Here is a 26,948-nt window from a genome sequence, read left to right as displayed (position 1 = left end):
GTTTTGTGATGATGGGCAGAGGAATAAAAACTCAAAGATATTTTCATTGATTTTAAAGTTTATGATTCTTTTCAATTTTTTTGTATTTCATGATTAGTTTTGTTCCAGATCTTTCTGATTGGAAAGAACGATTTTTTCAAATTTTATTGAAATAAAAATAGACTTTAAGAGAAATGAACAACTTTTTAATTGAAAGTGCTCTTTACCTTTATTCATCAGAATCAAAATATATACGACGATCTTATTATTCTAGAATTTATTTGAATATCCCTGTTTCTTTTATCAGAAAAGTAGAATCATAATTTTTGCTGAATACAGTATTTTTTCTTCAATAAGCTTGTCGCGAACCAATCTTCCAGCGATAGAGAATATTATCAACCAACTTTTATCGTAAAAATAAAATCTTTCTTTAAGTGAAATAAATCATCTCTTTTTAGAATTTTTCAAATAGAAAATAATCGTTTGGTCGTTAGAAAAAACTTTATAACGATGAAATGTGAAAAATTAGGGGTAGAGTTTTTGTCTTTTCCAATTGTTATTTTCAACGCAATCGCGTGTAAAAAGCAGACGATCATGTAAACGAAATGGGCGATCACACCAGAATTCGATAGAAAGGGGGTTAACACGAAAACCAGACCAATAAGGTGGTCGTGGAATATTGCCTAGAGCATAACGCGCAGTATATTGCGCAATTGCTTTTTCGAGTACAAAACGATTTTCTAATGGTTGAGATTGTTTAGATGCCCATGCACCAATTCGACTCCCACGGGGGCGTGATTGGAAATAGGCATCGGCTTCTTGGGGACTGACTTTTTCAACAATTCCTCTTATTCTGACCTGACGACGGAGCGATTTCCAATGAAACCCTAAGGATGCTTTCATTGATTTTAAAATTTCTTGCCCTTTACAACTTTCATAATTGGTATAGAAGACGAAGCCTTGAGGACTATAGTCTTTGAGGAGAACCATACGAACATTAGGAAGGCCTGTTTCGTCAACTGTTGCAAGTGCCATGGCATTCGGATCATTGATTTCACTTATCGTTGCCTCTTCAAGCCACTTTGCAAAAAGTTCAAAAGGTTTTTGCATTTGCATAAAATGATCGTCTGTTGGTATTTTATCGCTCATAGTGTTTCCAAATGTCAGAGAGTATGGACATTTTTCCATTTACTTTTTCATCAAGAGGTAAAGTACCATTTTTTCTTATTTTCAAAAAGCCAATGCTTTCATATATTTTAAAATGAGTATTCTGTAGTTTCACTATTTTTGTCTTTAGCATAGACGACAATGAGCTATATTAAATAAATATCTTATTTTATCTGGTATTTTAATTTCTTGATAGACATATAAAGATAAAAAGAAATTATTCATTTAGAATGGACTGATAAAGTTATGAGGAATATTGAACAACGTATCCGTTGATATTTTGAAAACGCAAAAATTGAAAAGAGGGTAATATGCGTGATCCCTACACGATTTTGGGTGTGGCACGTACCGCAAAATCGCAAGAGATTAAATCAGCATTTAGAAGATTAGCAAAGAAGTATCATCCAGATCACAATAAAGATGATGCAAAGGCTAAAGAAAAGTTTGCTGAAATTAATCAAGCTTATGAGATTATAGGTGATAAAGATAAAAAAGCACAATTTGACCGCGGTGAAATTGATATGGAAGGCAAACCGCTTTATCAAGCCTATGGTGCTGGTGAAAATTTTGGCAATAAACAAAATCCCTTTTCAGGAAGAGCGAAAGGATTTGATTTTTCCTCTTCAGGGGGGCCAAGTTTTGATGCGAGTGATATTTTTCGTGATCTATTTGGGCGAGGCAGTAGCTTTTCAAATTCCACGCATTATAATCGCCCTCAACAAGGAGCCCATATTCGCGCTAACCTTACCATAACGTTAGAGCAGATGGTTGGCGCAGAAAAGGTGGAAGCTGTTTTCCCTCATGGAAAAAAGTTAAAAATTAAACTTCCTGATTATATTGAAGATGGGCAAACTATTCGTTTAAAAGGTCAGGGAGAAGAAGTTTCTCATGGGCAAGCAGGTGATGCGTTGATCACCATTCAGATTCAAAAACATCCTCGTTTTCGGGTTGAAGGAAGGGCGCTTCATCTTGATTTGCCCGTTTCTCTTAAAGATGCTGTTTTGGGTGCAAAAGAAGAGGTTGAGACGTTGGAAGGACATGTGGTTTTAACGATTCCTGCTTGGTCAAGTTCTGATCGCGTTTTGCGGTTGAAAGGAAAAGGGCTTCGTTTAAAAAATGGTACAAGAGATGATCTTTATGTGCATGTTCGTGTTATGTTACCGGAAGGAAACAACGCTGCGCTAGAACAGTTTTTGCAAACGCAAAAAGATTAATTTTTAAAATTTTTTATACATACAAAGCGTAGTTTTTGTTTGATTTTAAACCAATTACTTGAAGAAAAAGTTGACCTGTGTCATAGGCAGATGAATAATATTAATTTTAAGTAACAATGGGGCAGTGCTGATGGCTAAGGGTAATGGTTTATTGTATGGTAAGCGTGGTTTAATTTTAGGGTTGGCTAATAATCGCTCCATCGCTTGGGGAATTGCTAAAGCAGCAAGTGCTGCAGGAGCAGAGCTTGCTTTTACCTATCAGGGTGAAGCAATGAAAAAGCGTGTTGAGCCTTTGGCTGAAGAATTAAAGGGTTTTGTTTGTGGACATTGTGATGTTTCTGACAGTTCCTCTATTGATTCAGTTTTTCGAGCCATAGAGAAGAAATGGGGCAAACTTGATTTTTTAGTTCATGCTATTGGTTTTTCTGATAAAGATGAATTAAGCGGTCGTTATATTGATATCAGCGAATCAAATTTTATGATGACCATGAATATTTCGGTTTATTCCCTAACAGCGCTAACAAAGCGCGCAGAAAAGTTGATGTTAGACGGTGGTTCAATCTTAACACTAACCTATTATGGTGCGGAAAAGGTTGTTCCTAACTATAATGTAATGGGGGTTGCCAAAGCAGCTCTTGAGGCGAGCGTGAAATATTTAGCGGTAGATTTAGGCCCCCAAAATATTCGTGTTAATGCGATATCGGCTGGACCAATTAAAACGTTAGCGGCTTCAGGTATTGGTGATTTCCGTTATATTCTAAAATGGAATGAATATAATGCTCCCTTACGTCGTACGGTATCAATTGAAGAGGTAGGTGATTCTGCTCTTTATTTTCTTTCGGATTTGTCTCGTTCTGTTACCGGTGAAGTTCATCATGTCGATTCAGGTTATAATATCATCGGTATGAAAGCCGTTGATGCACCAGATATTTCCGTTGTTAAAGAATAAGTTTGGTTTATAGAGATCGTATTGGACAGCGGTGATTTGACCAAACTTAAAGCGGTCAAGAATATTTTGGAATAAAGAGCTGTTTTGTGTAGAGCTCAACATGCGTTGTCATTGCATATATTTGACAGAGAAATGGATCTTTTTTCATGTCGCATAATACATTTGGTCACTTGTTTCGTGTAACAACATGGGGTGAAAGTCATGGTGCTGCTCTTGGTTGTGTCATTGATGGTTGTCCACCTGGAATTATTTTTACTCTTGCAGAAATTCAAGCTTATCTTGATAAGCGTAGACCCGGACAATCTAAATATACAACACAACGCCGAGAACAAGATCAAGTAGAAATCCTTTCAGGAACGATTGCTCAGGCAGATGGGACAACATTCGTTACAACAGGCACACCAATTTCTCTGTTGATTCGAAATACAGATCAACGCTCTCAAGATTATGGAGAAATTACTCATCAATATCGTCCTGGTCATGCAGATTATACTTATGATGTTAAATATGGCATTCGTGATTTTCGAGGGGGAGGGCGTGCTTCAGCGCGCGAGACAGCAGCGCGTGTTGCGGCAGGGGCTCTTGCGCGTAAAGTTGTTCCTAATTTGATTGTACGAGGAGCCGTGGTAGCGATTGGGCCCCATCATATTAATCGTGATCGTTGGGATTGGTCAGAGGTTGAGAATAATCCTTTTTTTACAGCTGATGCAGAGATGGTGCAGATTTTTAGTGATTATATCAGTAAAATCCGTAAAGATGGTACATCTGTTGGTGCGGTTGTTGAGATCGTTGCAGAAAATGTTCCGGCAGGTTTAGGGGCCCCTATTTACGCAAAACTTGATCAAGATATTGCATCATTCCTTATGTCAATTAATGCGGTAAAAGGGGTTGAAATTGGTGATGGTTTTGCGGCAGCCTGCCTGAGGGGAGAAGAAAATGCCGATGAAATGCGGATGGGAAACGATGGAAAACCAACTTTTTTATCCAATCATGCGGGTGGTATTTTAGGGGGAATATCGAGTGGACAGCCAATTGTTGCACGTTTTGCTGTAAAGCCTACTTCATCCATTTTAACGCCTCGTCGCTCCATTGATGTTGATGGTCATGATGTAGACGTGATAACGAAGGGACGCCATGATCCATGTGTTGGGATTCGCGCCGTTCCTGTTGGTGAAGCGATGGTTGCTTGTGCTATTGCTGACCATTATTTAAGACATCGCGGTCAAGTTGGGTGATTGAGAAGGTGAATAATGGCGTATAATGAAGAAAAAATTGTTTCTGCGCTTAAAGCTTTTGAATGCGGTGAAATTGTTGTGGTGACAGATGATAATGACCGTGAAAATGAAGGTGATTTAACGGTTGCTGCAGCGCATTGTACAGAAGAAAAGATGGCATTTATTCTTCGTCACACAACAGGTATTGTGTGTACACCTATGCCCAAAAAAGAAGCACAACGATTTAATCTTGCTCCTATGGTACGAGATAATAATTCTGCACATGGGACGCAATTTACTATTACTGTTGATTTTAAACACGGCATAACAACAGGGATTTCAGCGCATGATCGTACATTAGCAGTGCGTAATCTTGCGAATTCAAATGCGAGTGCGGATGATTTTGTTCGTCCAGGGCATGTGTTCCCTCTGATTGCGCATGAAGGGGGGGTTCTCATGCGTTCAGGTCACACGGAAGCCGCTGTTGATTTATGTAAATTAGCTGGTTTACCACCGGTTGGTGTTATCGGTGAGTTAGTCAATGATGATGGAAGCGTTAAACATGGCGATCAGATTACAAAATTTGCACAAGAACATCGGTTGCATATCATAACGGTTGCGGATTTAATTGCTTACCGCCAGCGTAAAGAAATATTGATCAAGCATGTTGGAGAAATGCCGATTGAAACACCTGTAGGTCCGGCTATTATTCAAAGTTATCAACTCCCCTGGGAAGCTGTTCAGCATATTGCGATTATTTTTGGTGATATCCGTGAGGGTGAGGATATTCCTGTGTATTTCCATCATGAAAACATTATAAATGACGTTTTTTGTCAATCTTCAGATATCATGGTGATGATGCAGCGTATGATGGAAAAAGAAAAACGGGGCGTATTTGTTTATTTGCGTGAAGGATCTGTTATACAATCAACTATGGACATTCAAGACATGGCAAAAGATGTTTTAGAAAACCACGTGCAGGCGATTGAGCGTGAAGAAGAATGGCGAAAAATTGGTTTAGGATCGCAAATTTTAAAATATTTAGGAATAGGTTCTGTTATTGTTTATGCTTCTAAAGAGCATCATTCTGTCGGTTTAGAAAGTTTTGGAATTCGTATATCTAGAACAGATATTTTTTGAGGTTCATATGAAAAAAGAGATGCAAGAGGGGGATATTACGACTTTAAGCTTTGAGCAAGCACTTAAGCAGCTTGAAGTTATTGTTGAAAACTTGGAACGTGGCGATGTGCCTTTGGAACAATCCATTGATATTTATGAACGTGGTGAAGCGCTTAAAAAACACTGTGAAAAACTCTTGAAGGTTGCTGAAGCCAAAGTTGAAAAAATTCAGCTCTCACAGGAAGGTTCTCCAGAAGGCGTAGAACCACTTGATGCTCAATAATATTAAATATTTTGGGATATTTATTGTAGGACTCTAAGAAATGCAATAATCTTAGTTTATAAAAAGCAAATTTTATTGATTTCTTTTTTATAAAATAAGTTAGAAATGGGAAAGATATCAATCATCTCAAAGAGAGAAAAGCATTTTTCAGTAAAAAAGGTGTAAAACTCTCAATAAACGAGGAGAGAAGATATATTTTTTATCGTTGTTTTCTCTTGAGTTAAGATAATAGGAAGGAAATTTTTTGTCTCAGGTCTTAACACCATTGCTTGACCGTGTTTGTTTTCCGCAAGATTTGCGGGCATTACCTGAGTCTGATCTGGTACAGTTGGCTGATGAGTTGCGGACCGAAACAATTGATGCGGTTTCTGTAACAGGGGGGCACCTTGGTGCGGGACTTGGTGTTGTAGAGCTTACAGTTGCATTACATTATATTTTTAATACACCAGAGGATAGGATTATCTGGGACGTTGGTCATCAAACCTATCCGCACAAAATTTTAACGGGGCGTAGAGAAAAAATTCGCACATTACGTCAAGAGGGAGGGCTATCAGGTTTTACGAAACGTTTAGAAAGTGTGTATGATCCATTTGGAGCGGGTCATTCATCGACTTCTATTTCTGCGGGGCTTGGCATGGCGGTGGCAAGTGCTTTGAAAGCAGAGACAAGACGCAATATTATTGCTGTCATTGGTGATGGTGCAATGTCTGCGGGCATGGCTTATGAAGCAATGAATAATGCTGGTGCGTTAGATGCACGCTTGATTGTTGTTCTGAATGATAATGATATGTCTATCGCACCGCCTACAGGTGCTATGAGTGCGCATCTTGCACGATTAGTGTCTCGTCCTTCTTATCGTCATTTGCGTGAACGCGTAAAGATGTTGAGCGAAAAATTGCCAAAGTTTTTTTTGGATAAGGCACGTCGTTCAGAGGAATTTGCGCGTGGCCTTTTGGTTGGGGGAACGTTATTTGATGAGCTTGGCTTTTATTACGTTGGACCCATAGATGGGCACAATTTTGGGCATTTATTGCCTGTTTTAAAAAATGTTCGAGAATACCCTAATGGTCCTGTTTTGGTGCATGTTGTAACCCATAAGGGAAAGGGATATCCACCTGCAGAAGCCTCATCTGATAAATATCATGGTGTTAATCGTTTTGATGTCATGACAGGAAGACAGGTTAAGGCATCAAGTAATATTTTACCCTATACTAAGGTATTTTCTAAATCTTTAATAGAAGAAGCCTGCCATGATGATAAGATTGTTGGCATAACGGCAGCGATGCCAACAGGGACAGGACTTGATGCTTTTGCAGAAAAATTTCCTGAAAAGATGTTTGATGTTGGGATTGCTGAGCAACATGCCGTAACTTTTGCGGCAGGACTTGCTTGTGAAGGGTATAAGCCTTTTGTTGCAATTTATTCTACTTTTTTACAGCGTGCTTATGATCAAATTATTCATGATGTATCAATTCAAAAATTACCGGTCCGTTTTGCCATTGATCGCGCAGGTTTTGTGGGGGCAGATGGTGCAACGCACGCTGGTAGTTTTGATATTGTTTTTTTGGCCACGCTTCCTGAGTTTGTTGTTATGGCGCCTTCAGATGAACTTGAGCTAATGCATATGGTTCGTACCGCTGCAGCTTATGATCAGGGCCCCATTTCTTTTCGTTATCCACGTGGTGAAGGTATTGGTATAGATTTACCGCAACGTGGTGAGATATTAGAAATTGGAAAAGGACGTATTCTGCGTGAAGGAAATAGGGTCGCTCTGGTTTGTTTTGGAACACGGATGTCAGAAGTGTTGCGAGCTGCTGATATGTTGGGAGCTGAAGGATTATCGACGACGGTTGCAGATGCACGGTTTGCAAAACCTTTGGATAAGGATTTAATGTGTCGTTTAGCACGTGAGCATGAAGTATTGGTAACAATTGAAGAAGGTGCAATCGGTGGATTTGGAGCGCATTTATTACAATTTTTAGCACAAGAAGGGCTCTTAGAGCATGGTTTGAAAGTTCGTACACTAAAACTTCCTGATGAATATTTGAATCATGGTCCGCCAGAAAAAGTTCTCTCAACGATTGGGCTTGATGCTATAGGTATTGTCAATACGGTGTTAATGGTTTTGGGACGCAAGATTCGAATGGAATAGAAAATTCGAGTATGAGATGGCTTCCAGAAAAAGGCTCGATATTCTTTTAGTTGAAAAAAACTTTTTTACGACACGTTCTCGTGCACGTGATGCTGTCATGCGCCAAACTGTCAAAGTTAATGGTGAAATCGTTTGTAAAGCGGGGCAAATCATTTCTGATAATGCAGAGATTGTTGTTTGTGATCCAGCGCAGAATTATGTTTCACGGGCAGCATTAAAATTGATTGCTGCCCTTGATGCATTTCCGATTATAACGGATAAAGTGACAGCTATTGATGTGGGGGCATCAACAGGTGGTTTCACACAAGTTCTTTTAGAGCGCGGAGCAACGCATGTCATTGCTGTTGATGTTGGGCATCATCAATTTGATAAACGTTTATTGGGCAACCGTGCTATAACCTTATTAGAAGGCTTGAATGTTAGAGACTTTCAACAGGAACATTTAGGCGGGCGGGAAATTGATCTTATTGTTTCAGATGTTAGCTTTATTTCTCTCAAACTTGCATTGCCTCAGATTTTGTCTTTAGCCAAAAAGGGCACCCAAGCTGTTTTACTGGTAAAGCCTCAGTTTGAGGTTGGCCGTAAACACCTTGGTAAGGGAGGAATATTAGATTTATCAAGAGCTAAAGAAACCGCTGAAGGACTTTTTGACTGGCTCAATACGCAAACAGGATGGCGTGCAAAAGGTTTACTTCCTTCCCCTATTACAGGAGGTGATGGCAATGTGGAATATTTACTATTCGGAGAAAAACAACAGTGAGTGATACTGTCATCATCGAGCATATTGGAGAAAATGGTTATGGCACGGCTAAGACGAGGCACGGCTTTGTTTATGTTCCTTTTACTTTGCCAGGAGAATGTGTTGAAATTATTGTTCATGGAAAATATGCAACATATATAGCATTAAAAGAAAAATCATCAGAACGCGTTGATGCGCTTTGTCAGCATTTTGGAGAATGTGGAGGCTGTACGCTTCAACATTGGCGTGCTGATGCTTATCGCGTATGGAAACGACAATTGGTTATTGATGCACTGAAAAAGTATGGACTGAATAGTGTTGTTGCACCTTTAATAGAATGTCAACCCTATAGCCGACGGCGGGTGACACTAACAGCATCCATGACTCCACAAGGTCAAAAAGTTGGTTTTAACCGTTATCTTTCGCATGAAATTGTCGCTCTTGAGGAATGTCCCGTAAGCCATCCAGAACTTATTTCTCAGTTGCATAATATCAGAGAGCTCTGTGCTTTTCTAAGTGGCTCTGTCAAACGGTTTCATGTTACGATAACACGCATTGAAAATGGTTTAGATGTTGCTTTAAGTGGTTGTACAGTGCACCATGAATCACTTCGTCAGAAAATGATCAGTGCAGCTCTTTCATATGGGATTACACGTTTATCGGTTGACGGTGAAATTTTGATTGAACGAGAAAAACCAATGATTTACTTTGGTGATGTCGGCGTTGAATTCCTTTCTGGTGGTTTTCTTCAAGCAACCTGCGAAGCTGAAAATATAATGGGCAATATTATTTTGACTCATTTAAAAAAAGCAAAGAATGCTCTTGACTTGTTTTCAGGGGTAGGGACATTTACCTTGCGTATGGCAAAAAAGATGAATGTTCATGCGGTAGAAAATGATGAGGGTGCAATAAGAAATCTAAATTCAGCAGCACGTTTTGCAACTGGTTTAAAAACAGTTACTTGTGAAAAACGCGATCTTTTCCGTCATCCACTTTCTGTAAAGGAACTTGAGTGTTTTGAGAGTATTGTTTTTGATCCTCCTCGTGCTGGTGCAGAGGAACAAGTCCGTGAACTAGCGAAGGCAACAGTATCACGTGTTGTGGCAATTTCGTGTAATCCTGTCACATTTGCACGTGATTTATCTCTTCTTGTTGCAGGGGGGTATACAATAGAAGAAATCACACCCATTGATCAATTTTTATGGTCACCCCATGTTGAAGTTGTTGCTGTTTTGAGCAAAAATAAAAAGAAGAAGGGCTGGAAGCTTTAGCCTGAAAATTTTTTAATGCCATGAAGATTTTTTAAAAAAATTTACTTAAGTATTATTATAAAAATCTTTCCAAAATTTATCGACAATAATAACCTTTTTCTCATTGAATTAAGAGTACTGAATGTAGACAGTGTTTTTATTTTAAACTTTTTATGAAACATAAAAAGACAGCGTTACCCCACACAAAAGACTTAACGTATTACGAAAACGGTATGTTTGAGGGCATAATTGAACAAACCGGCATTACCGTTATTTGCCATCTCCCAATGTCGTGACAGCTTTTGGCATTTGAGACGGTTGATGAGAGGCATGCCTTTTTTGTACAGTTTCACTCCAATGGCTCTTCTCCGCTTGTAGTGTATAAACCAATGCTTTTTATTGCTTCAACATACACAGATTTAAAATAAGGAAATCTTACGGTATTCAGAGTTCTCATTCAAGTTGAATAACGCTTAGGTTATCTTTGTAAACCAATGCATTCATTCCATCAAAAGATTCTTCCTCATAAATTGTTTTAATAGACGGTAGGGGCAATATTGAGAAGAAATGAGCAAGCTTACTCTTTTATAAGCGCAGTTCCGCCGATTGTCATATTATTGATTCGCAGATGAGGTTGCCCAACACCAACAGGAACATTTTGTCCTGCTTTTCCGCACATACCAATACCATTATCCAGTTTGCTATCATTTCCAATCATTGTGATACGTTTCATAGCATCAGGCCCATTTCCAATAAGAGTTGCACCTTTTATTGGGGCCGCAATTTTACCATTTTCTACGCGGTATGCTTCAGTGCATTCAAAGACAAATTTTCCAGAAGTAATATCAACTTGCCCTCCACCAAATGAAACAGCATAAATACCACTTTTAAGGGAAGAAAGGATTTCTTCAGGTGTTTTATCTCCTCCTAGCATGATGGTATTGGTCATTCTTGGCATTGGGGCACAAGCATAAGACTCACGTCGTCCATTTCCAGTTGATTTACTCCCCATAAGCCGTCCATTAAGCCTATCTTGCATAAAACCAACGAGTTTTCCATCTTCAATGAGAACGTTATATCCTGAAGGGGTTCCCTCATCATCGATAGTCAGAGAGCCGCGGCAATGAGGAATTGTTCCATCATCAACAACTGTAACACCTTTTGCCGCAACTTGTTGTCCTAAAAGTCCAGAAAAAGCAGATGTCTTTTTGCGGTTGAAGTCACCTTCTAAACCATGACCTACGGCTTCATGGAGCATAACGCCAGGCCATCCATTGGCTAAGACAACATCAAATGTCCCTGCAGGTGCTGCTTCTGCTTCTAAATTTGTTAAAGCCATACGTAAGGCTTCATCCGCAGCTTGTTTCCAATTGTCTTCACAAATAAATTGGTCAAATACTTGCCGCCCCCCACATCCATAAAAACCATTTTCACGTCGATTTCCTTCAGCTGCAACCACAGATATAGAAAGCCGTACAAGGGGGCGAATATCACGAACCAAATATCCATCTGCACGTAAAATTTCGACATGCTGTAGTGAGCCAGAAAGAGAAACGGTCACTTGATGTAATTTATCATTTTTTTCCCGTAAATAAGCATCAATTTTTTGCAAAAGAGCACTTTTCTCTTCAAATGACGGAGCATAAAGGGGGTTATGCGGTTGATAAAGTCTCTTATTTGTTTGTTGAGGGGCTATGCTATAAGGTCCGGCATGATTGTTGTTATAGGTAACAGCTTTAGCTGCTTCACAAGCACGTTTGAGTGCAGCCGCTGATAATTCACTAGAATGTGCATATCCAGTCGCTTCTCCAGCAACAACACGCAGACCAAACCCCATATCTTGATGGAAAGAGCCGTTTTTAAGTTGTCCATTATCAAATAAAAGCGTTTCGCTTTCTGTATACTCGAGGTAAAGCTCTCCATCATCAGCATGATGCAACGTTTCCTGTACAAGTGATTGCACTTGAGAGGAAGCAATATCAAAATGATCAATCAGCGATTTCATAAGAATTATCCTATTTTTATTGGGGGCTTAGAATATTTTTATCGATCTAACTTAAGGAGCTCTTAAAATATACGATGAGATTTTAATCGTCCAATGTATGTTGATTTCATTCATGTGGGTAAAGTTGCATAGGCATCGCTAAGGCCATGCAGGTCAACGAGACCTCCAATTCCTTGCTCAGGGGTTGTAAAGATAAAATATGTTGCTATTTTTCCCTTTAAAAAAAGTTGTAATATATCTTCTTTAAGAAAAGCTTCAGCAACACAATTATCCCCAAGACAACGACGATATTCCATTCTGCCCATATTTTTACCGTCAATTTTAATTCCAACGCCAGGACGTAATTCAACGCGAATCGGAACAAAAACACGCATTAAAGCACCTTGCTTTTGAGGAAGTTTATAAAATGTAACGCGCAAGGTAATATCATGACGCCCTTGTGTATGAACGTTTTGTACAACTTCACACTGCATATTAGGTGTTCCTGGTGGTAGAGCACAAACTTTTGTCCATGCGCCATAGGCTTGTGGAGCAGGAACATTTTGCGCATAGGGTGTTTGTGCAAAAGCGCAACTGATAAAGCTACTATGAAGTGTGTGAAGAACAGCACCAATAAAAAAAGCTTTTTTGAGTAATTTATAAAGTACCACAGAAAATCCTATCCGATTCAATACACACACAACCTTGCATAGATTTGCATAAAAAACGAATTCCCCCATATAAAAACTATAACACAAAACCAATAATTACCAAATATATTCGCCCCTGTGCAAGAAATAAAGGAAAATGAGAAGAAAGAGCATTTTATAGGAGATAAATTTTCAGCATGGCTTTATGATGTTTGGTAGGATACATTTTTATGATAAATTTGTACTGTAAGAGAAAATGTTGATTGAAAAAATGTATTTTTGTTGCAAATATTTATACCTATTTTTACGGAATGCGTACAAGAAAGGTAAAGCCATATTTTCTCAAAAATATGAGTGGTCTTAATGGGGCATTCTCATACGCTAGATAATATTTGCCCAATAATATTTGCAATATTTGCCAAAAAATATTTGTTTTTGAATAACAGAAATGGAAAAGGGTTTTGAGTGGAATGTCTGTTTCAGAAGAGTTATCGGTTGCGAATGGTAAATCAACGCCACCAAAATCCAGTATCGGTGATTATATCACATTATTGAAGCCGCGTGTTATGTCACTTGTGGTTTTTACGGCACTGGTTGGTTTAATGGTGTCTCCTGTTCCCATCAATCCGTGGTATGGTTTTTTAGCAATTATATGTATTGCTGTTGGTGGTGGCGGTGCGGGAGCATTGAATATGTGGTATGATGCTGACATTGATGCTGTGATGGAACGGACCAAAAAGCGCCCCATTCCTATGGGTAAAATTAGCACCCAAAAGGCATTTGTTTTTGGCATGGCTCTTTCTATACTTTCAGTTTTGGTTATGGGGTGCTTCATTAATTGGTTTGCGGCATTTTTTCTTGCATTTACAATTTTCTTTTATGTCGTTATCTATACAATTTGGTTAAAGCGTATCACACCACAAAATATTGTTATTGGTGGTGCTTCTGGGGCTTTTCCACCAATGATTGGATGGGCTGTCACAACTGGGACGGTAAGTTTTGATAGTTTTTTATTATTTTTAATCATTTTTATGTGGACGCCCCCTCATTTTTGGGCTCTTTCTCTCTTTTCATCTCTTGATTATGAGGCTGCAGGCATCCCTATGATGCCTAATGTGCGAGGTGAATACTCAACAAAAAAACAGATCTTATTTTATACTATTTTGATGGTACTATGCGCTACCGCTCCTTGCTTTACTGGTCTTGGTGGAGTTTTTTATGGTATCTTTTCGACAATTTTAGGCATTATTTTTATTTATTTTGCCTATCGTTTGTGGAAAGCTAATACACATGATGAAACTATTTTGATGGCCAAAAAAACATTTTTCTTTTCGTTACTTTATTTGGCAGCTGTCTTTGGAGCTCTTTTGATTGAAGCTCTTGTTTGGCATTTTATCGACCTTTAGGCAGATAAAATGAAAAAACAAAAAGAAAATGCTGTAAGAAGACGCTATAGAGTGTGTTCTTAGGCAAAAGATGATATTGCGCGTTTTTTTTACATTGCTTATTCATACGTAGTGATCATTTTTTTGAATATGAGACTAAAGCGATAGAAATTAAGGATGATTTATGTTGGGACTTCCCCCTTTAACGATACGTCTTTGTGGTCCACGTGGATTTTGTGCAGGGGTTGATCGTGCTATCCAGATTGTTCTGCTTGCATTAAAAAAATATAGTGCGCCCATATATGTTCGTCATGAAATTGTACACAACCGCTACGTGGTTGAGGGATTACAGCAAAGGGGCGCTGTGTTTGTTGAAGAACTTGATGAGATTCCAGAAGAGCATCGCAATCAGCCGGTTATTTTTTCTGCCCATGGTGTTCCAAAATCTGTTTCAGAAAAGGCACAGCGTTATAATTTATTTTATCTCGATGCAACATGTCCTTTGGTTTCGAAAGTTCATAAACAAGCGATACGGCATCAACGTCACGGTCGCCATGTTATATTAATCGGTCATGCTGGTCATCCTGAGGTTATAGGGACTATGGGACAGCTTGAAGATGGGGCTGTAACACTTATTGAAACGATAGAAGATGCTTTGCATTATCAACCAAGTGATCCAGATAAATTAGGATTTGTTACACAAACAACGCTTTCTGTTGAAGATACTGCAGGAATTATCGATGTATTACAACAACGTTTTCCTACATTAGCAGCTCCAGCGGCTGAATCAATTTGCTATGCTACAACGAATCGACAAGAAGCCGTTAAGGCAGCAGCAAAGGGGAGTGATTTGTTTTTGATTGTTGGAGCGCCAAATTCTTCTAATTCTCGACGTTTGGTAGAGGTTGCAGAAAAGTCTGGTGCGGGGCGAGCTATTTTGGTTCAGCGCGCTGATGAAATTAATTTTGAAAACCTAAAAGCTCTTTCTGTTGTTAGTCTTTCAGCAGGGGCTTCGGCGCCTGAAATTATTATTGATGAAATTATTTCAGCGTTTCGTGCGCGTTATAATGTGACTATAGAGTTGGCTGAAACAGTGGTGGAAACGGAAAGATTTTTAGTGAGTCGCGAATTACGTGACGTCATTTTAACATCTCAAGATATGGCATTTGTGAATGGTCAAGCAAATAATGCAAAAAATGAAAATCAGAATACAGATATGTTTACAACGAAAGCAGAGTAATGGCCGTTTATACAGATATTCATCCAAATGATTTAAAAGCGTTTTTAACACGTTATGCAATAGGGTCTCTTTTGTCTTATCAAGGGATAGAGGAGGGGATTGAAAATTCTAATTTTATGTTGGAGACAACACAAGGACGGTTTATTTTAACACTTTATGAAAAGCGTATTTCAAAAGATGATTTACCTTTTTTTTGTCGCTTGATGCAGCATTTAGGACAGCGTGGAATTCCTTGTCCTCAACCCGTTATTCAAAATGATGGACTGATGATCGGTGAACTAGCAGGACGCCCTGCTGCTATTATTACCTTTTTGGAAGGAGAGTGGATCCGGCGGCCCGATATAGGTCATTGTGGCGAAGTAGGGATGGGGTTAGCACAATTGCATTTAGCAGGACAGGATTTTACACTCAGTCGTAAAAATACCCTTTCTATTATGGACTGGCAGGTATTGTGGCAACGTTGCCAAATCACAGAAGACGCTTTGTTAAAAGAATTTGGACAAAAAATTGAGTCGGAATTGGCTTTTTTACAGGAAAATTGGCCGTTCAATTTGCCAACAGGTATTATTCATGCGGATTTATTTAATGATAACGTCTTTTTTGTGAATCATCGTCTCTCTGGTATGATAGATTTCTACTTTGCTTGTAATGACTTTTTTTCTTATGATTTAGCGATTTGTTTAAATGCTTGGTGCTTTGAGCTTGATCATTCCTATAATCTTATCAAAGCACGTAAGTTACTGGAAAATTATCAAAAAATAAGACCATTGATTCCTTTAGAATTGGACAAGATTGTTTTATTGACTCGTGGTGCATCTTTGCGTTTTTTACTCACACGTCTTTATGATTGGTTTAATACACCGCCTAATAGCTTTGTTATTAAGAAAGATCCATGGGAATATTGGCACAAGCTTTGTTTTTTCAGTAAGGTAAATTCGCTTAGTGAATTAGGTTTTTAAATTTTATGGCAATTCAACAGAAAGTCGTTGAAATTTATACAGATGGTGCTTGCTCAGGAAATCCTGGAGTTGGAGGCTGGGGAGCGCTTTTACGCTGGAATGGTCATGAACGTGAGCTTTATGGCGGTAATGCGCATACAACAAACAATCAAATGGAACTCATGGCGGCAATTTGTGCATTAAAGGCGCTTAAAGAGCCTTGTTTGGTCGATCTTTATACAGATTCAGTTTATGTGCGTAATGGTATATCTAAGTGGATTGAAGGTTGGAAAAAAAATAATTGGCGCACTGCCTCAAAAAGTCCTGTGAAAAATATGGAGCTATGGCAAGCTCTTGAGAATGCTTGTTCTTGTCATACAGTCAGATGGCATTGGGTAAAAGGCCATGCGGGCCATCCAGAGAATGAGCGCGCTGATGCTCTTGCACGCAAAGCAATTGCTGAATATCGCGAAAATGGGTGTTTTCCAACATAATTGCTGTTTGAGAAACTTTACTCTTTTATCATGGGATAGCAAGAGGGGATGACTGTGTATGGAATATAAATGTTCCACTTAAGGCGTGATCTTTAAAAGAAATTGTATAAAAAATTTTTTGGTTGGTTTCCTCTGGTACGAAATAGAGTGGAGCGCTAAAGAGTGTATATTCTACATTATCACTGATTTTTTTTGCTGCTCCAATTTGCATTTCTCCTCCATCTAAAAAGAGAGCGTAAGGCGTGGTTTTGTTGTTATTTTGTATTTTTATAAGGAGGGTGTTCTTATTATTTTCAGCGCTTATTTTTAGGTCATTTTGCGTCATACGCGGCAAAGAATCTTGGGCGTTTTTTAACAAGGAAGCAGGAAGAGATTTGTTTTTAAGAGAAGATGGTGAAAAATCAAAGTTAACAGTCAATGGAAGGCAGATTTTATGGCATAATCCAAGAGTGAAAGTACCGCTTAAATTTTGTCTTGAAGAAGATAGATTAAAGGGCAATATCACTTTATCTTTATAGCCTAATGACCAATCATTTTCTATTTCAAAAAGCTGTGGAGTAGGATAAAATATTTCATAAGAGATCTGTTGGTTGAAATTAAAAAAGGGTGCCATCCCTGAATTACCTGGATTACGCCAGTACGTTTTCCATCCTGGTTTAAGCATAATTTCAATAAAGCCTTCTCTTACTCCAGAAAAAGAAGGTTCAGTGATTGCTAATCGGATACGGCCACCCTCTGATTCATACCAAGAGGTTGAGAAAAGCCGGAGTTTTTGTTTTGTTTGAGCATTTACAGAAATGTCAAGTAATTCTAAAACTATGAGTGTTAAGCTTAAAGTAACGAAAAGCCTTTTATAAAAGAAAGTTGCGATATTTTGTAAATTTGTAGATATGTAACTTTTTTTCATTGGAGTTTTATTTTCCTAGTGTACTAAATGGACAAACTTTTATCATGTAAATTATGGAGAATAACAGATTAATGACGCAGTGTAATGGCTTTTTGGGTGGACAGTTAATCATAGCGATGCCTGGGATGAATGACAGACGCTTTATTCGTTCTGTTATTTATATTTGCGCGCATTCTGATGCTGGTGCGATGGGCATTATTCTCAATCAATTGCATCATATTGACTTTCCAGAACTTTTGCTTCACCTTGGAGTAATAGACAGTGGACAAAAAAAATGTCTTTCTGAACCAATAAAACAGTTTCCAGTTCGCTATGGTGGTCCTGTTGATCCTTCGCGTGGGTTTGTTCTTCATTCAGATGATTATGCTTGTGAAGAAACTGTTTTTATTGCAGATAAGGTCTGCTTTACTGCGACAATTGATATATTAAAAGCGATTAGTTGTGAACAAGGCCCGCAACATGCACTGGTAGCGTTAGGTTATGCTGGGTGGAAAGCGGGTCAACTAGAGGCAGAAATTTCTACAAATGGTTGGTTAATCAGTCCGACATCACCTAGTTTTCTTTTTGAAAGTGATTTAAGTTGCAAATATGATAAAAGTTTAACACGTATGGGGATTGATCCAACCTATCTTGCTTCTGAAATGGGACATGCATAGAGTTTTTTCTGAGCTTTTTAACTTTACACGTTATTATATCCTTTATGTTTTTATTTTAAAGAAATATTCCTCAGTGCGTCCAAGCCTATTTTGCAAAAGCGCTTGTGGGTGGTATCATGGTAAATTCAGTAAGTTGCGATCTTTATGCTTGTAAAATAACAAGCTTAGCACCATTGTTATGCTTTCCAACCCCCAATATTGCGACAGCTCTTAGCACTTAAGACGATTCGTGAAAAGGCATTTCCCTCCTTTTAAAATCGTTTTTTCTCCATCAGGGCTTTCTCTACTGTGATGTACAAGCAAATGGTATTTAGAATTTTAATTCACGTTGGATAACGCTAAATTATCATTATTAAATCAATATCTTGGCTTGTAAGGGAAATGGCTTTGAACGAGAGTGATTAATTCTTCTATGGCAATTGGTTTTGTCACAAGTGTGCTTTGAACATATTTACAGCCTTCTTGACGGAGGAAGATTGCTTCTTTTTCATTTTCAACACCTTCTGCGATAATTTGCAAGTTAAGATCTGTTGCCATATTAATGATAGACTTGAGAACGAGCTTTTTCTTAGGAGAGTCGATTGAGATAAGTGAACGATCAAGTTTAACCATATCAAATGGATAACGCACGAGATAAGTCAGTGACGAATAACCTGTTCCAAAATTATCGAGTGCGAGGCTCATTCCAAGTGTTTTAATTTGTTCGAGAAAGTGGGCTGATTGTTCAGGATTGTTTCTTAGAACAAATTCAGATATCTCAATCATCAAGCGCCCTTTGTTGAGTGGATGGCGAAGTAGAACAGCACGCAATTGACTAATAAAACGAGGGTGAATCATCTCTACGCTTGGTAAATTAATTGAAATAAAGAAAGACTGTTGGAAAAATTTTTCTTCTACATTTATAAGATCGACAATAGCATTATCGATGATAAATTGTGACAAATCCATAACGATTTGTTCGTTTTCTGCGATCTTTATGAAATCAGAGACATTTAATTTTCCATAAGTTGGATGATGCCATTCTACAATTGTTTCAAAACCAATAATATGCCCGTCTGATAAATTAAGAATAGGATGGTAGAGGATTTTCATCTCATGACGTTTGATGGCATAATGGATGTCTTTTTCCAGAGTATTCTGTTCGAGACCCAAAGTGCGAAAATTAGGACGAAAAGGTTCAATATGGTTTCCCCCCATTTGTTTTGCACGAATCATCGCCAATTCACTATCATTAAAAATATCTTTAGCTGTTGACCGGTTTTCACTCCATGTAACCAATCCGATAGACGTTGAAAGGATTATTTTGTTTTCCGAAAGTGAAATAGGTGCTGAAATTGTTTTATGCAAATGATCCGCAAATGCTGCAATTTTTTGTGGTTCAGTCTCACTGAGTAAAATGATTGCAAAACGGTCTGCTGAAAGGCGCGATAAGGTATCTTGAAAATTAATAAGGCGATTTAAACGTCGGGCGATTATAAGCAATACAGTATCCCCAACGGCTATGCCTAATTTGCGATTAATTTGGCGAAAATTGTCAAAATCAATCATAAAGACGGTCGGTCTAATTTTGATATTTGCTTTTGCCAAAGAGGTATAATTTTGTAGCCTATCAAAGAAAATTTGTTGGTTAGGAAGGCCCGTTAAGCTGTCGTGGATTGCATCATGCAATAAGCGTTCTTCAGATTTTTTATGGTTAGTAATATTGACAATGGTTCCAATGACACGTGTGATTTTCCCATCTTTTTGCATAGCTGGACGTGCACGAAGAGAAAACCAATGATAATAGCCTCCTCCAGAAGAAAGACGAAAAATTTGATCAATACGCCCTTTTTTATTTTTAAGAATGATATCCAATACGGCTTGAAAGCGTTCACGATCATCATAGTGCAAAGCTGAAATCCAGTTGCGCATAGTCCCATTGAGGTTATGGATTTCAGTACCAAAAAGGGTTTTCATATTTGGATGAACGACAATACGATCACGCTCAATATTCCAATCCCAAATAATATTTCCAGCTCCTTTTGCTGCGAGGACTTGTTGTTCAAGGTCAGAAAATATTCCTTCATGGAAAGCGTCATGAGAAAAAGTTTGTTGCAGAACTGTAAAGCTAATAAGAAGAACAATGAGCACTAATCCTCCCGCTAATGCTGGCTGGATAATATCATTATTTAAATGTCCTTCTATGCAGGCATACGCTCCTACACACCAAAAGCTAATAAGCAACCATGTTGGGATAAGCATAATGGCGCGGTCATAACTTCGGATTGAAAAATAGATGATAAACAGTATACCTAGAACAGCAGTAAGACCAAATGATAGACGGGCAATTCCTGCTGCCCTGATTGGATCATAAATAGCAAAAGCTCCTAAACTGCAAAAGGCAATAATCCAAACGATAGCACCATAACTAAAATGATAATGCCAGCGATTAAGATTGAGGTAGGTAAAAAGAAAAATAAAAAGTGTTGCGGCAAGTGCTACTTCTGTACCAGCGCGCCAGATTGGTTGTGTTGTGAGTGTAACTGCAAAAAATTTATTTAAAAAGTTGAAGTCAATACCAATATAAAAAAGTACAGCCCAAGCGACAGCGGCTGTTGCAGGAAACAGCCCTGTCCCACGGACAACGAAGAGAACGGTTAACAAAAGTGCTAAGAGGCCTGATATCCCGAGAAGAATACCATGATAAAGCGTATAAGAATTAATAGCGTCCTTATAAGCTTCAGGTTTCCATAAATAGATTTGCGGTAGATTTTTTGAGTTAAGTTCGGCCACAAATGTAACAACAGCACCGGGATTGAGGGTAATATGAAAGATATCAGAGTTCGTACTAGGTTGACGATCAAGAGAAAAACCTTCACTTGGTGTTATAGATTGAATTCGTCCTGATCCAAGGTCTGGCCAAAAAAATCCAGAACGCGCCATGCGGTAATGGGGGGCAACGATAAGACGATCGACTTGTTCATCTGTTGGATTTGCAAGAGAAAAAACTGCCCAGTTTCCGGAAAATCTTTCACTTTTTGCCTGTACTTCAATACGCCACACAATACCATCTGGTCCCGGCGCTGTACTTGTTTGAAAAATAGAATTGTTTGTATGGTGAATTTCAATTGCTTTTGAGAGGTCAAGTGCAGCATCTTGAGAAGAAATTTTAACAGGCTCAATAGCATGTGCTGATGTAAGATGGACAAAAGAACTAACGATGATAATGAAAATGATGTTAATTATTTTACGCAAACTCTTCACAATGTCCCACTCTCAATATTTTAGGATGCTTAATTTCCATTTAGATTTTTGAGAAAAAACGTTCACCTTTTATAACTTATTTACAGAATAAATTGTGATCACTTCCTCTTAAGTTATGTGACTTTATATATAAATAGACCATATACCCATTTGCTTCAATGAAACTTGAAGCGGATGGGATTTTATATTTTAAAACAGAAAAATTATATCATAAATTTCTAAATTTCATGGATATAACTTTACTCATTAGAGTCTCTATCACATGAAGGAGGAATTGGATAGTTTTGTAGACTTCTTTGCCCAATATTTCCAAAACTTATTTAATGAGAAGAGTTTGCGTGGTAAATTTTATGATAAACTATATGCAAAGCCCATTGTAATATTCCTTTTAAAAAGCAATTTTTTACTTTAGCTTATATGAAAGAGTTGACGTTAAATCATCAAAATTCATGAGGGGTCCTACAGGTCCGACAGCAGTAAGTGTTGGCGTGGAACTTTTAAAAAGACGATGAGCTAAATCAGTTAATCTTGTAGGTGTGATGAGATTGAGGCGTTCAATTGTTTCTGATATTGGAATGGGGCGACCGTAAAGAAGTATTTGGCGTGCAATGAGATGTGCTTGGCTAGAAGGATTTTCCTGTGACATTATGAGATTAGCACGATATTGCGTTTGTGCGCGCTGGAGTTCATTGGCATGAATGTTTTTACTTGCCTTGGAAAGTTCATCAAGAATCACAGGCAGAAGTTCTTTGAGCCCTTCTTGACCAGTAGCGGCATGAACACCAAAAAGCCCAGTATCTGAAAACCCCCAATGAAAAGCATAAATAGAATAGCATAATCCACGTTTTTCTCTTATTTCTTGAAAAAGACGTGAAGACATTCCCCCACCCAAAATGATTGAAAGAATTTGGGTCGCATAAAAATCACGCGCGTGATAAGCACGCCCTTCAAACCCTAGAACAACTTGTGTATCCATTAAATCGCGATATTCACGAAAATCGCCGCCGACATAATTTGCAAGATTAGCAAGAGAGGCAGTTGAATGGGAGCGAAAAGTACCAAGACGACTTTCAACTTCTTTTAGAAAGCTTTCGTGTTTTACAGCTCCTGCTGCAACAACAATCATACGATCTGCACTATATTGTTTATTGATGAAATCATGAAGATCAGCAGATGTAAATGATTGAATAGTTTTAGCTGTTCCTAAAATAGAACGACCAAGGGATTGATGACGAAAGGCTGTTTCTGTAAAGTGATCAAAAACAATATCATCAGGCGTGTCATGGGCGGCGCCAATTTCTTGAAAAATGACTTGTTTTTCTCGTTCTAGTTCAGCTTCATCAAATTTTGAATGCATTAAAATATCGGCTAGAATGTCGATAGCAAGTGGGATATCGCTTTTAAGGACACGTGCAAAGTAAGCTGTTGTTTCAATACTGGTTGTGGCATTAATTTCACCGCCAGCATCTTCAATATCGGTTGCAATTTGAAAAGCGGTACGGTTTTCGGTTCCTTTAAAAGCCATATGTTCAAGCAGATGGGCAATACCATGTTGTGAGAAGGTTTCATTGCGTGAGCCCACTTTAACCCATATTCCAAGTGCGACACTATCAATCTGTTGCATTGTATGTGTGGCGATAGTCAAACCGTTACTAAGGCGACAGACATCTACATCCATGTATTTACGACTCCATTAAACAAGCTAAATACCTCATTTTAAGGGTATTAAAATATCCTTGATTTAAATTAATGCAGCTAACTTTAATAAGATGCACGCGATTTTAAAGAAATATAATCTTTTACTATTTTTTCATCATTAGCAAGACTTATGAAGTGTTCTTCACCTTCCATGATATCATTGAGATGAGACGGCCATGGGGCGTGAAGTCCACAAGCATTTTTAATTGTATCAGGAAATTTAGCAGGATGAGCCGTGGCAAGGATGACCATTGGAATATGCGGTTTTTTATTTTCGCGCGCTACTTTAAGGGCGACGGCTGTATGTGGATCAATAAGATGGCCACTTTCTTTATAGACATGATCAATTGTTTGTGCTGTTTCAGTCATATTACTTTTTCCAGCGGAAAAGAGGGAACGAATATTTTTAAGTTGCTTTTTATCAAGAGTGAAAGATCCCGTTTTTTTCAAGTTTTCCATTGCATTACGAATCCACACTGGATCACGATTACCACTTTCAAAGAGTAAACGTTCAAAATTAGAAGAGACTTGAATATCCATAGAAGGTGATGTTGTATGGACAATTGGTTGTGTTTCGTAAGTACCGCTGGTCAATGTACGTGCAAGGATGTCGTTATCGTTTGTTGCAATAACCAGTTGAGCAATGGGTAATCCCATACGAGCAGCGACATAACCTGCAAAAATATCACCGAAATTTCCAGTAGGAACAGTAAATGAAACAGCTCTATCAGGAGCACCCAAAGAAAGTGCAGATGAAAAATAGTAAACAATTTGCGCCATAATACGCGCCCAATTTATAGAATTAACACCTGAAAGGGATCTTTTTTGACGAAAATGATGATCATTAAACATTGCTTTGACAAGAGCTTGGCAATCATCAAAATTTCCTTCAATGGCAATGGCATGAACATTTGTACTTTGATTGGTTGTCATTTGCCGTTGTTGAACAGGTGATACACGTCCTTTAGGAAATAAAATAAAAATATCTGAGTGCTCTTTTCCTGCAAAAGCTTGTATCGCAGCTCCTCCTGTATCACCCGATGTTGCAGCAATAATCGTTGCACATCTATTTTTTTTAGTCAAAACACAATCCATCAGTCGAGAAAGAAACTGCATTGCGACATCTTTAAAAGCTAAAGTAGGCCCATGAAAGAGTTCAAGGATAAATTCATTTGTTCCAGTTTGTCGTAACGGACAGACTGCGGGATGGTGGAAGGTTGCATAAGATTTAGCAATCATATTTTCAAAAGCTGTATACTCGATCTCGTTATTCACAAAGGGCCAAAGAAGTGTTTTAGCAATTTTTGTATAGGATTGACCACGAAGTGCGCGTAACGCATCAAATGATAATTGTGGAAATTTATCTGGAAGATAAAGTCCACCATCACTTGCCAGTCCTGTCATGATCGTTTCTGTAAAGCTTAAAGCAGGAGATTGCCCTCTCGTGCTGATGTATTCCATAAGTTTTATCCTTTTTTTATTTCTGGCAAATTGATGAGGTTATTTATTTCATGTTTTTCATAATATTTAAATTATTAAATGGACAGAAGCTTATTTTCTTCTTTATGACTCAATAATAAAAGAAATGGTCTTAAGAATTTTTATTTTTAAGATATAAACAATGTTCGCAGAAAATCTGTTACGGTTAAAAAATTTCTCTCTCTTAATTCATTTACCTAAACTTACAGCATATTTGCACTTATGCATCTTCCTGAAAATGAAATCAAATAGATAGAATGGTATTTATTGAAAAACTTTTCTGTAAAGTGCAATTGTTTAGAGTTATTTTATACGCTTATACTTTGTAACAATTAAATTTGCTAAAATGAATGTTGAAACGATACATCTTAATATTTACACTGGAAAATTTACAAGGTAATTTTATGGCATTTCGTGCGCAGATCTATATTTTCGATAATCTTTGTTTAGCTTAACTTATCATTTTGTATACGAATTAAGTATTACATTTGTGCTGTACAGTATGCTAACCTAAAGCTTATCCATAGCAAGCACAAAACAGCCTGCCAAATGATGAAGTAGCAGGCTGTAAACTATTCCTATTTTAAATAGAAAAAATACTGCGTGTTTTTGAATTATTTGCCTTTAATTTTTCCGATTGCCCATCCGATTATCCCACTAAATATAGCCATAATAGAGCCGGTTAAGAATCCAAAACCCAAAGCTCCTGCTGCAGAAAAAACGCCTAGAGTAATCGGTTCAAACACTTTCTCAACTTTTCCTTCAATAGCAGATTCACTTTTTGCTCCATAAGTTAAATTTGATATATAAAGAGCAGCCATATTGACAGCTTTTTTCTTTCCTTGTTCCATGAAAGAAATAGTTTCCCATTGAACATTATTGGGGGATTGATTAGCATGAACATTTATAACTTGCGAAAGTAAAAAAGCAACCGCTATAAAAATATTTAATACATAGGTTTTCAATCCTTTAATCATAGTTTATCATCCATAATTTTACTTTTATTTTAATCTGAATTGAATAGATGCATTGGTAGAATTAGTACACATTGAGAAAAACAGAAGCATTTAAAGCTTTTTTTCATTTTTAATGTGATAATTCATACGTTTTTTATCATCAACTATGGATAAGCACAGAATATATTCATAGTATGATGTTTCATACGAGAAGATCTTATTCTGATGAAATTTTAATTTTAATGAGATTTAATATGCGATATTATTTTGCTTATTATCCATCCTAAAAACATGCCTACCACACTTGATGTATATCCAATTACCGTCCCAATACCAAAATTTCCTATTCTAACGAATTCAGCAACCTTTTCAAATTTTCCCTCAATGGTTGTTTCATTTTCTACATCACAATTTAGATTTTGTATATAGAGAGAAACGAGATGAGCAGCGCCCTGTTGTTTCTGTTTTATTACAGAAACAAAAATACTTTCACGATGAGCACTATTTTGCAAATAGTTTGCATGTACACTTATAACCTGAGAAAGAGAAAAGGCAGACATAATCACAATACTTAACATATAATTTTTAAACGATTTAATCATAATTTACCTCAAATACTTTATACTATTCAATATATATGTGTAAATTTATAGTTTGGACATTTGGATTTAAACTACATCATTTATATTTTGTAGTAGGATTAGCTTCATTATGTAATGTTTTACAGTGTAATTGATACATAATGAAGCCATTGTTCTAGAATTTTGTACTATATTTAGTTATTTGAACATCGACACGATGTCTCTTATCCAACTTATGATCGACCCTATAAAATTTAATGCATATCCAGCGAATAATAATCCCATTCCTATAGTCATGGGTGCAAGAACTTTTTCAACTTTTCCTTCAAAGTTTGTTCCATTTTCTGTTTTATAATTTACAGATGGAATATAGAAAGCAGTTGTAGAAACTACATCAGATTTCGCATTTTTTACTTGTTCCATTAGGGGAACAGAAAATTCATCTTTTGGAGCATCATTTTTCAAATAGTTTGCATTAACATTTATGGTTTGTGAAAGAAAAAAAGTGCTCGCTATAAAAACGCTCAAGACATAATTTTTAAATATTTTCACCATAACTTTACCTCAAATATTTTTAATTATATATGCAAGTAAATATACAGTATGTACATATAACTTACTTTATCAAGATTTGATATATTTCATTATGTATTTTTAGTCAATATAAAAAA

Annotated in this window: 23 protein-coding genes; 13 read left to right on the top strand and 10 right to left on the bottom strand. The window is 37.5% G+C overall.

All coding sequences use genetic code 11. The annotated features are described in order from the left end of the window. Positions 1-504: 504 nt before the first annotated feature. Positions 505-1,128, bottom strand: coding sequence for a pyridoxamine 5'-phosphate oxidase (gene pdxH, locus CER18_RS03150; protein ID WP_100128653.1), 624 nt, complete (start codon positions 1,126-1,128; stop codon positions 505-507). Positions 1,129-1,457: 329 nt separating this feature from the next. On the opposite strand from pdxH, the gene CER18_RS03145 reads away from it, so the two are divergent. From CER18_RS03145 to CER18_RS03110, 8 genes are all read left to right on the top strand, one after another. Beyond that, positions 1,458-2,360, top strand: coding sequence for a DnaJ C-terminal domain-containing protein (locus tag CER18_RS03145; protein ID WP_100128652.1), 903 nt, complete (start codon positions 1,458-1,460; stop codon positions 2,358-2,360). A 130-nt stretch (positions 2,361-2,490) separates the two neighbouring features. Then, entirely contained in the window at positions 2,491-3,309 is an 819-nt protein-coding gene (fabI, locus tag CER18_RS03140) for an enoyl-ACP reductase FabI (RefSeq protein ID WP_100128651.1), read from the top strand. 146 nt (positions 3,310-3,455) lie between these two features. Continuing rightward, on the top strand, positions 3,456-4,544 hold the full coding sequence (gene aroC, locus CER18_RS03135; RefSeq protein WP_100128650.1) for a chorismate synthase: 1,089 nt from the start codon (positions 3,456-3,458) through the stop codon (positions 4,542-4,544). A 15-nt stretch (positions 4,545-4,559) separates the two neighbouring features. After that, a complete protein-coding gene (ribB, locus tag CER18_RS03130; RefSeq protein ID WP_100128649.1) occupies positions 4,560-5,663 on the top strand; it encodes a 3,4-dihydroxy-2-butanone-4-phosphate synthase in 1,104 nt (367 codons plus the stop codon). Between the two features lie 7 nt (positions 5,664-5,670). Further along, positions 5,671-5,925 carry an exodeoxyribonuclease VII small subunit gene (locus CER18_RS03125; RefSeq protein WP_100128648.1) on the top strand — a complete coding sequence of 85 codons (255 nt, stop codon included), beginning with the start codon at positions 5,671-5,673 and terminating at the stop codon, positions 5,923-5,925. 244 nt (positions 5,926-6,169) lie between these two features. After that, on the top strand, positions 6,170-8,077 hold the full coding sequence (gene dxs / locus CER18_RS03120; RefSeq protein ID WP_100128647.1) for a 1-deoxy-D-xylulose-5-phosphate synthase: 1,908 nt from the start codon (positions 6,170-6,172) through the stop codon (positions 8,075-8,077). 16 nt (positions 8,078-8,093) lie between these two features. After that, positions 8,094-8,837, top strand: coding sequence for a TlyA family RNA methyltransferase (locus CER18_RS03115; protein WP_100128646.1), 744 nt, complete (start codon positions 8,094-8,096; stop codon positions 8,835-8,837). Next, the gene (locus tag CER18_RS03110; RefSeq protein WP_100128645.1) at positions 8,834-10,087 is read left to right on the top strand and encodes a class I SAM-dependent RNA methyltransferase; all 1,254 of its coding nucleotides are present in this window, start codon (positions 8,834-8,836) and stop codon (positions 10,085-10,087) included. Before CER18_RS03115 ends, CER18_RS03110 begins: the two co-directional genes overlap by 4 nt. Before the next feature lie 556 nt (positions 10,088-10,643). Here CER18_RS03110 and tldD read toward each other — a convergent pair. Together tldD and CER18_RS03100 are read right to left on the bottom strand one after the other, a co-directional pair. Beyond that, the gene (tldD, locus tag CER18_RS03105) at positions 10,644-12,071 is read right to left on the bottom strand and encodes a metalloprotease TldD (protein WP_100128644.1); all 1,428 of its coding nucleotides are present in this window, start codon (positions 12,069-12,071) and stop codon (positions 10,644-10,646) included. A gap of 110 nt (positions 12,072-12,181) precedes the next feature. Next, positions 12,182-12,721 carry an invasion associated locus B family protein gene (locus CER18_RS03100; protein WP_100128643.1) on the bottom strand — a complete coding sequence of 180 codons (540 nt, stop codon included), beginning with the start codon at positions 12,719-12,721 and terminating at the stop codon, positions 12,182-12,184. Between the two features lie 449 nt (positions 12,722-13,170). Here CER18_RS03100 and CER18_RS03095 point away from each other — a divergent pair, with 449 nt between their 5' ends. From CER18_RS03095 to rnhA, 4 genes are all read left to right on the top strand, one after another. Then, entirely contained in the window at positions 13,171-14,106 is a 936-nt protein-coding gene (locus CER18_RS03095; RefSeq protein ID WP_100128642.1) for a heme o synthase, read from the top strand. A 163-nt stretch (positions 14,107-14,269) separates the two neighbouring features. Continuing rightward, entirely contained in the window at positions 14,270-15,325 is a 1,056-nt protein-coding gene (ispH, locus tag CER18_RS03090) for a 4-hydroxy-3-methylbut-2-enyl diphosphate reductase (RefSeq protein WP_100128641.1), read from the top strand. Further along, on the top strand, positions 15,325-16,284 hold the full coding sequence (locus tag CER18_RS03085; RefSeq protein WP_100128640.1) for a homoserine kinase: 960 nt from the start codon (positions 15,325-15,327) through the stop codon (positions 16,282-16,284). Before ispH ends, CER18_RS03085 begins: the two co-directional genes overlap by 1 nt. 5 nt (positions 16,285-16,289) lie before the next feature. Beyond that, positions 16,290-16,757, top strand: a complete 468-nt coding sequence (gene rnhA / locus CER18_RS03080; protein WP_100128639.1) for a ribonuclease HI — start codon at positions 16,290-16,292, stop codon at positions 16,755-16,757. Positions 16,758-16,785: 28 nt separating this feature from the next. Here rnhA and CER18_RS03075 read toward each other — a convergent pair whose 3' ends face one another. Next, positions 16,786-17,664 (bottom strand): protein-disulfide reductase DsbD domain-containing protein, encoded by an 879-nt coding sequence (locus tag CER18_RS03075; protein WP_100128638.1) that lies wholly within the window; start codon positions 17,662-17,664, stop codon positions 16,786-16,788. A gap of 71 nt (positions 17,665-17,735) precedes the next feature. Between CER18_RS03075 and CER18_RS03070 the strand changes: the two genes are divergently transcribed. Then, positions 17,736-18,320: a YqgE/AlgH family protein gene (locus CER18_RS03070; protein WP_100128637.1), complete on the top strand. Its 585-nt coding sequence runs from the start codon at positions 17,736-17,738 to the stop codon at positions 18,318-18,320. Between the two features lie 357 nt (positions 18,321-18,677). Here CER18_RS03070 and CER18_RS03065 read toward each other — a convergent pair whose 3' ends face one another. The 6 genes from CER18_RS03065 to CER18_RS03040 all read right to left on the bottom strand — a co-directional run bounded on the left by CER18_RS03065 (position 18,678) and on the right by CER18_RS03040 (position 26,832). Then, the gene (locus CER18_RS03065) at positions 18,678-21,563 is read right to left on the bottom strand and encodes an EAL domain-containing protein (RefSeq protein ID WP_100128636.1); all 2,886 of its coding nucleotides are present in this window, start codon (positions 21,561-21,563) and stop codon (positions 18,678-18,680) included. A gap of 403 nt (positions 21,564-21,966) precedes the next feature. Further along, positions 21,967-23,241 carry a M16 family metallopeptidase gene (locus CER18_RS03060; RefSeq protein WP_100128635.1) on the bottom strand — a complete coding sequence of 425 codons (1,275 nt, stop codon included), beginning with the start codon at positions 23,239-23,241 and terminating at the stop codon, positions 21,967-21,969. 83 nt (positions 23,242-23,324) lie between these two features. Next, entirely contained in the window at positions 23,325-24,722 is a 1,398-nt protein-coding gene (gene thrC / locus CER18_RS03055; RefSeq protein ID WP_100128634.1) for a threonine synthase, read from the bottom strand. Between the two features lie 632 nt (positions 24,723-25,354). Next, positions 25,355-25,717, bottom strand: coding sequence for a hypothetical protein (locus CER18_RS03050; RefSeq protein ID WP_100128633.1), 363 nt, complete (start codon positions 25,715-25,717; stop codon positions 25,355-25,357). A gap of 218 nt (positions 25,718-25,935) precedes the next feature. Next, complete coding sequence (locus tag CER18_RS03045) at positions 25,936-26,298, bottom strand: hypothetical protein (RefSeq protein WP_100128632.1); 363 nt, start codon at positions 26,296-26,298, stop codon at positions 25,936-25,938. Positions 26,299-26,475: 177 nt separating this feature from the next. Beyond that, a complete protein-coding gene (locus tag CER18_RS03040; protein ID WP_100128631.1) occupies positions 26,476-26,832 on the bottom strand; it encodes a hypothetical protein in 357 nt (118 codons plus the stop codon). Between the last annotated feature and the right edge of the window lie 116 nt (positions 26,833-26,948).

The organism is Bartonella tribocorum (assembly GCF_002777915.1).
Lineage (GTDB): Bacteria > Pseudomonadota > Alphaproteobacteria > Rhizobiales > Rhizobiaceae > Bartonella > Bartonella tribocorum_A.
This window is presented reverse-complemented; position numbering and strand designations above follow the sequence as displayed.

What these genes read in the sequence shown, in the direction of transcription:
- pdxH (WP_100128653.1), bottom strand. Translation starts at nt 1,128, where the DNA reads ATGAGCGATAAAATACCAACAGACGATCATTTTATGCAAATGCAAAAA.
- CER18_RS03145 (WP_100128652.1), top strand. Translation starts at nt 1,458, where the DNA reads ATGCGTGATCCCTACACGATTTTGGGTGTGGCACGTACCGCAAAATCG.
- fabI (WP_100128651.1), top strand. Translation starts at nt 2,491, where the DNA reads ATGGCTAAGGGTAATGGTTTATTGTATGGTAAGCGTGGTTTAATTTTA.
- aroC (WP_100128650.1), top strand. Translation starts at nt 3,456, where the DNA reads ATGTCGCATAATACATTTGGTCACTTGTTTCGTGTAACAACATGGGGT.
- ribB (WP_100128649.1), top strand. Translation starts at nt 4,560, where the DNA reads ATGGCGTATAATGAAGAAAAAATTGTTTCTGCGCTTAAAGCTTTTGAA.
- CER18_RS03125 (WP_100128648.1), top strand. Translation starts at nt 5,671, where the DNA reads ATGAAAAAAGAGATGCAAGAGGGGGATATTACGACTTTAAGCTTTGAG.
- CER18_RS03115 (WP_100128646.1), top strand. Translation starts at nt 8,094, where the DNA reads ATGGCTTCCAGAAAAAGGCTCGATATTCTTTTAGTTGAAAAAAACTTT.
- tldD (WP_100128644.1), bottom strand. Translation starts at nt 12,071, where the DNA reads ATGAAATCGCTGATTGATCATTTTGATATTGCTTCCTCTCAAGTGCAA.
- CER18_RS03095 (WP_100128642.1), top strand. Translation starts at nt 13,171, where the DNA reads ATGTCTGTTTCAGAAGAGTTATCGGTTGCGAATGGTAAATCAACGCCA.
- ispH (WP_100128641.1), top strand. Translation starts at nt 14,270, where the DNA reads ATGTTGGGACTTCCCCCTTTAACGATACGTCTTTGTGGTCCACGTGGA.
- CER18_RS03085 (WP_100128640.1), top strand. Translation starts at nt 15,325, where the DNA reads ATGGCCGTTTATACAGATATTCATCCAAATGATTTAAAAGCGTTTTTA.
- rnhA (WP_100128639.1), top strand. Translation starts at nt 16,290, where the DNA reads ATGGCAATTCAACAGAAAGTCGTTGAAATTTATACAGATGGTGCTTGC.
- CER18_RS03075 (WP_100128638.1), bottom strand. Translation starts at nt 17,664, where the DNA reads ATGAAAAAAAGTTACATATCTACAAATTTACAAAATATCGCAACTTTC.
- CER18_RS03070 (WP_100128637.1), top strand. Translation starts at nt 17,736, where the DNA reads ATGACGCAGTGTAATGGCTTTTTGGGTGGACAGTTAATCATAGCGATG.
- CER18_RS03060 (WP_100128635.1), bottom strand. Translation starts at nt 23,241, where the DNA reads ATGGATGTAGATGTCTGTCGCCTTAGTAACGGTTTGACTATCGCCACA.
- thrC (WP_100128634.1), bottom strand. Translation starts at nt 24,722, where the DNA reads ATGGAATACATCAGCACGAGAGGGCAATCTCCTGCTTTAAGCTTTACA.
- CER18_RS03050 (WP_100128633.1), bottom strand. Translation starts at nt 25,717, where the DNA reads ATGATTAAAGGATTGAAAACCTATGTATTAAATATTTTTATAGCGGTT.
- CER18_RS03045 (WP_100128632.1), bottom strand. Translation starts at nt 26,298, where the DNA reads ATGATTAAATCGTTTAAAAATTATATGTTAAGTATTGTGATTATGTCT.
- CER18_RS03040 (WP_100128631.1), bottom strand. Translation starts at nt 26,832, where the DNA reads ATGGTGAAAATATTTAAAAATTATGTCTTGAGCGTTTTTATAGCGAGC.